At 48.1% G+C, this 6,100-nt stretch carries 4 protein-coding genes; 2 read left to right on the top strand and 2 right to left on the bottom strand.

The window, feature by feature from the left end; genetic code table 11:
* Positions 1-383: 383 nt before the first annotated feature.
* The gene (locus Q0257_RS03605) at positions 384-1,574 is read right to left on the bottom strand and encodes an ABC transporter permease (RefSeq protein WP_298021644.1); all 1,191 of its coding nucleotides are present in this window, start codon (positions 1,572-1,574) and stop codon (positions 384-386) included.
* Positions 1,575-2,341: 767 nt separating this feature from the next.
* Positions 2,342-4,960, bottom strand: a complete 2,619-nt coding sequence (gene secA, locus Q0257_RS03600) for a preprotein translocase subunit SecA (RefSeq protein WP_298021640.1) — start codon at positions 4,958-4,960, stop codon at positions 2,342-2,344.
* Between the two features lie 120 nt (positions 4,961-5,080).
* On the opposite strand from secA, the gene lolA reads away from it, so the two are divergent.
* Positions 5,081-5,593, top strand: coding sequence for a LolA-like outer membrane lipoprotein chaperone (lolA, locus tag Q0257_RS03595; RefSeq protein WP_297896637.1), 513 nt, complete (start codon positions 5,081-5,083; stop codon positions 5,591-5,593).
* Between the two features lie 6 nt (positions 5,594-5,599).
* Positions 5,600-6,100, top strand: a 501-nt coding sequence (locus tag Q0257_RS03590) for a low molecular weight protein-tyrosine-phosphatase (protein ID WP_298021636.1), incomplete at its 3' end; no start/stop codon positions are given.

Genomic DNA, 6,100 nt, shown 5'->3' with positions numbered 1-6,100 from the left:
GAAACAAAACGATCTTTTTCACCATAAATCCTTTCAAAATTTTTATGATTTCATCCTTGGCTGATTGTAAAATTTTACAAAATTTAGAAAAGCGCTCATAAAAATTTTATCCCCTTTGAAATTTAAAATTTTGACTAATTCGAGCAATGCAAGTTTATCAAAATTTAGGCTTTGCGCGGGTTGCGATCTCGCTGCAAAGAGCGCAGCTCTAAGGGCGCTAATCGTATTTGTGCGGCATTTAATACAGCGCAAACTCGCGCCGTAAGATCGCGCAGCCTCCGCCACATGCTCGCCGAAATGCCGCGCTAAATACACTGCTAAATACAACCGCGCCGCTACGAAATTTTAAAATTTCGCCAAATTTTAAGGCACCGCGTTTAAATTTACTCGTTGCGCAGTGTTTGCAGCACGTCGATCTGCGTGGCTTTTTTGGCCGGATACCATGACGAAAGAGCCACGATAAGCACCGCGCCGATCAAAATCATCGCTAAATCGCCTAGCGAAAGCTCCATCGGCAGTTTCGAGCTTCCGTAAACGTCGGCGGGCAGATTTACGATGTCGAAGCTTCCGAGCAGCCACACGCCGAATAAGCCCAAAATGAGCCCGAATATGATGCCGCCGCCGCCGATCGTGGCTCCGAGCGCAAAAAAGGTCCTTTTGACCTCCTTTTTGCTGGCTCCCAGGCTAAGTAAAAGCGCGATCTCTTGGCGGCGGTTCATCACGGTCATCAGAAGCGAACTTACGATATTTAGGCTCGCGACTAGGATTATTAGCATCAGCACGATGAAAAGTGCGCGTTTTTCAAGCGCAAGGGCGCTGAAGAAATTGCCGTTTTGCTGCCACCAGCCCACGGCGCTAGCACCGCCGGGGAGGCTTTTTTTAATGCGCTCCAGATCCTTAAACGGATCGTTTGAAAAAACATGCACGCCGTCGAATGTCCCCTCGTCGTAGCCTAAAATTTTGGCTAGATCGCTCGCGTCCGCGTAGGAATACGCCTTGTCGTAGGCGATCAGCCCCGAGCTGAAATCCGCGCGCACATCAAAACGCTTCATCTTGGGGATTAGCGCAAAGCCGCCCGGATCGCTCTTCGTAAAGATCATCGTGATCTTTTCGCCCTCGTCCAGCACAAACTCGTCCTTGATCCCGCGCCCTATCATGATGCCGTAGTCCGTTAGATTGGCGTCTTTGGCGCCTGCTGCGACGACGGAGTTGATGCGCTTTTCGTCGTTTAAATTTACGCCGAAAATCAGCCCGCCCTCGAGCTTCTCGCCGCTTTTGGCGATGACTTGCGAGCTGATATACGGGCTAAAAATCAGATCGGGGAAGTCCGCCCGCAGCCCCTCCACGTCGTCTTTTGAAATACCGCCGCGAAAGTGGCTGTGGATCGTGATCGGGTAGTTCATCGTAAAGAGCTTGCGCTCAAATTCCTTATCGAAACCGTTCATTATCGCCATCGCGACGATCAGCACCGTAAGCCCCACGCCGACGCCCAAGAACGCAAGCAGTGCCGAAAGCGTAATAAAGGGCTGAGAGCGGTCGAATCTGAGATATTTGAATAATAAATACTTTACCAAAAAAGCCGTCCTTGTAAAATTTCACATAAAATTTAGCGCTAAATTCTATGTGAAATTTTAAGTATTTTGGAATTTTAAAATTCCAAAAAACGGGTTCTGCGCCTTCAAATATAAAAACTCCGGCGGGCTTTGAAAATTTAAAATCACGCCGAAATCTATTTATACGCAATGAAATTCGCCCCCAAGATATCCGATACGGCAAATCAAACATATCGTCTTGCCAAAACCTCGAAATTTTAAACCCGAATTCTAAATTTTAAAATTTCAAACGCCTCGAAATTTTAAAATTTTAGAAATTTAAAACTTTTTTAGAATTTTGAAATTCTTAAAATTTAAAGGCGGAGTCTGCTTGCAAGCTTGCCCGCAATCGCATAAATTTAAAATTTTAATGCCGCGCAGTGTCCTAGCCGCGTATTAAATTTAAGTATCACGCGCTGATTGGCTTACGTTTTGCAGCACGGCACACCGCAACAGCGCCATGAAAAATATGCAACAAAGCATCAGGCACGTTTTGAAATTTTAAAAATTTCAAAACCAAAATTCCGCCCCATCGCGCAGCTTTGCGCACCGTTCGTGCCGCCTCGCGAACAAGCTCTTTTTAAATTTCCGTCCACGCCGCCTCGCGATCAAACTCCCCTTTAAAATTTTATGACGCCTTCGCCCTCGACTGATCCACTAAATACAAAAGCAAGATTGAAAAGCGCCAATTGCGCAATGCTCACAATCAAGATCACTGATCGCACGATACTTACGATCGAGCGCCGCGCCTACCTCGCAAAGCCGCCTTTTTTCGGACCGCCCTTGCCGTGGCAGTCTTTGTATTTTTTGCCACTACCGCAAGGGCAAGGATCGTTGCGCTTAGGCTTTTTGTCGCCAAACTCTTCTGCGCCCTTTAGCTGCGCTTCATTCGTGCTTGCGGCGGCGAGCTCTTTGGCGTTTGAGCTCTCCATGCGCTCCTGCATCGCACGCTGCTCGGCTTCGATCTCCTCCCTAGATTTGAACTGAATCGAATGCAGCAAGCGGATGCTATCGGATTTGAGGCGCATCACGAGCTCCATAAAGAGATTGTAGCTCTCCTTTTTATACTCCGTAAGCGGGTCTTTGTGGTTGTAGCCGCGAAGTCCGATGCCTGCCTTTAGGATATCCATCTGATACAGATGCTCCCGCCAGTCGCGATCGACGATCTGCAAATAAAGCATCTTTTCGATACTTTTGCGCTGCTGCGGATCGATCGGCGCCATCTTGTTTTCATACGAAACGGCAAGCGCGCCGATGATCTTTTCTTTCAGCTCTTTGAAATCATCGACCTTCTCAAGCTCGCTGTTTTCGAGTACCTCGCCCGTTTCTTGAGCGATTTTGGCGACGATCGGGAATTTATCGACCTCTTTGATATTTGCGCCGTCGAAAATTTCAAGCTCCTCAAGCACGCTAGAGATGTACTCCTCGCGGTTTTGGATGATTTTATCTTTCAGATCGTAGTCGGGATCCAAAAGCTCGTTGCGATATTTATAGATCGTCTTGCGCTGCTCGTTTGCGACGTCGTCGTATTCTAGGATATTTTTACGCGCTTCAAAATGCAAGCTCTCGACCTTTTTCTGCGCGTTTTCTACGGCGCGCGAAACCATGCCTGATTCGATATGTTCGCCGTCTTTCAAACCCAAGCGATCCATGATATTTTTGATCTTGTCGCTGCCAAAAATTCTAAGCAGATTATCCTCCAAGCTTAAGAAAAATCTACTCTCGCCCGGATCACCTTGGCGCCCGCTTCGTCCGCGGAGCTGATTATCGATACGGCGACTTTCGTGGCGCTCGGTACCTAAAATATACAGCCCGCCCAAAGCGCGCACTTCATCGTCTATGCGGATATCCACGCCGCGTCCCGCCATATTCGTAGCGATCGTTACGGCGCCCTTTACGCCCGCGTCTTTGATGATCTGCGCCTCGCGCTCGTGATTTTTGGCGTTTAGCACGGAGTGCGCGATGTTTTCTTTAACCAAAAGCTCGTGCAGCTTCTCACTCTTTTCAATCGACGCCGTACCCACTAGCACGGGCTGACCTTTGGAATTTAGCCGCTTGATCTCATTTATGACGGCGTCAAATTTCTCGCGCTCGGTCTTGTAGATAAGATCGTTTTGATCCTTTCTGATGACCGGCACGTTCGTAGGGATAGAGACTACTTCGAGTTTGTAAATTTGAGAAAATTCCGTTGCTTCCGTCTGTGCCGTACCCGTCATACCAGCGAGTTTTTCGTAAAGGCGGAAGTAGTTTTGAAAGGTAATGTCGGCAAGAGTTTGGCTCTCCTCTTGGATCTGCACGCCCTCTTTAGCTTCAAGAGCCTGGTGTAAGCCTTCGCTGAATCTGCGACCTTCGCTAAGACGACCCGTAAATTCATCCACGATTATGACCTGCCCGTCGCGCACGACGTAGTGCACGTCCTTTTCAAATAGATAATTCGCCTTAAGTGCTTGATCAAGGTAGTGGCTAAGCACGGCATTTTCGAGACTATAGAGGTTATCGACGCCAAAAAGCTTCTCGGCTTTTGAAATTCCTGCCTCTGTAATCAAAACGGCGCGGTTTTTCTCATCTACGGTAAAATCACCCGTCGCCTTGCCTTTCGGATCGGCTGGCGCCTCGCCGCGGATCATTTGGCGAGCTACTTCGTTTGCCTTGATGTAGCCGTCCAGGGTGCGGTTCGTAGGGCCAGAGATGATAAGTGGCGTCCTGGCTTCGTCGATTAAAATACTATCAACTTCATCGACGATTACGAAATGATGCCCACGCTGCACCTTTTCATCCGCGCTAAATTTCATATTATCGCGCAGGTAGTCAAAGCCAAACTCGTTGTTTGTGCCATAAGTGATGTCGCACGCGTACGCAGCCTTGCGCTTGGCGTCATCGTATTCGCCGCCTACGATCACACCGGTGCTAAGTCCTAAAAATTCATATAGCTCGCCCATTTGCGTAGCATCGCGCTTAGCTAGGTAGTCGTTTACGGTCACGACATGAACGCCTTTGCCCTCCATCGCATTTAGCACTACCGCCAAGGTCGCTACGAGGGTCTTTCCTTCGCCCGTTTTCATCTCGGCAATCGCGCCGTCGTTTAGCACCAAACCGCCTATCAGCTGAACGTCGAAGTGGCGCATATTTAGCACTCTTTTGCCCGCCTCTCGCACGATAGCAAACACTTCGTTAAGCACGTCGTCCGTGCTCTTTTCGCCCGCGCGAACTTGCGCTCTTAACGCTTCAAATTCCGCCTTAAGCGCCGCATCGTCCATCGCCGCGTAGTTTTCTTCAAGCGCACTGATCTGCGCTGCGCGCTTGGCGTATTGTTTGACGATCCTATCGTTTTTAGTACCGAAAATCCCGTGGATGACCTTTTTAAACATCTCAAACCTTAGTTTTAAAATTTTAACCGCGCATATTAACATATTTTTAGTTTCTATTTAATTAAATCCTAGAAAAACGGCTATAATACGCGCAAATTTTCAAAAATAAAGGCAAAATTTATGAAAAAAACTCTTATTTCTTTAGCGGCAAGCTGCATTTTTGCATTCGCAAGCGGGATAGAATTCAACACTCTGAGCGCAAATTTTTCGCAAACCGTGCAGAGCGACGATGCGAAAATCAGCTACGGCGGCGATTTTAGCGCCACAAAAGAGCACGCCGTGTGGCATTACAAGACCCCTACGATAAAAAATATATTTTTTAGCTTCACAAAGGTCGTCGTAATCGAGCCCGAACTCGAGCAGGCTATCATCACGAATATTAAAGAAACGCCGAATTTAACTGCGATCCTAGCGAACGCAAAGCCAAATAAAAACGGCGTTTATGAGGCGAGCTTCGACGATGTGAAATATCTCATCGAGCTAAAGGGTGATCTGCCGAGTAAGATCAGCTATACCGATAAAATGGACAATAAGGTCGTCATAAATCTAAGCAACGTCCGCAAAAACGCGCCGGTAAACGAGGCGATCTTTAAGCCCGCAATCCCGAAAAACTACGACATCATCACGCAGTAGGCGCGCGTGAGGCTACTTTTCGTCTGTCACGGCAACATCTGCCGCTCGCCAATGGCGCAATCCGTGATGCAAAATTTTATTAATCAAAGCGGCCTAAGTGCGCGCGTGAGCGTAGATTCTGCGGCGACGCACACCGACGAGATCGGCTCGCCGCCCTACTACGAAACGCAGCGCGTGCTAAAAGAGCAAAAGGTGCCGCTCGTAGCGCATCGCGCCGTGCAGGTCACGCCCGCAGACTACGAGCGCTACGATCTAATTCTTTGCATGGATGATGAAAATATGCACTCGCTGTGGCGAATTTTTCGCGGCAAGGATATGGCTAAGGTAAAATTTCTTTTGGAATTTAAAGAGGGAAATTTTACAGACTACACCGCGCTAAATTTTAAAGGCGCGCTAAAACAAGCCAGCTTAAATTTAAAAGGCGCCGGTTTAAATTTAACCGACTCCGAACGCCTACAAATCGCCGATCCCTACTACACGCGCGATTTTGAGCGCTGCTACGCAGAT

Source organism: uncultured Campylobacter sp., from assembly GCF_938018035.1.
Lineage (GTDB): Bacteria > Campylobacterota > Campylobacteria > Campylobacterales > Campylobacteraceae > Campylobacter_B.
Note: the sequence above shows the minus strand (reverse complement) of the source record. Positions and strands in the feature narration are given on the sequence as shown.

Excerpts from the sequence above, each read along its gene's own strand:
- secA (WP_298021640.1), bottom strand. The coding sequence starts at position 4,960 with ATGTTTAAAAAGGTCATCCACGGGATTTTCGGTACTAAAAACGATAGG.
- lolA (WP_297896637.1), top strand. The coding sequence starts at position 5,081 with ATGAAAAAAACTCTTATTTCTTTAGCGGCAAGCTGCATTTTTGCATTC.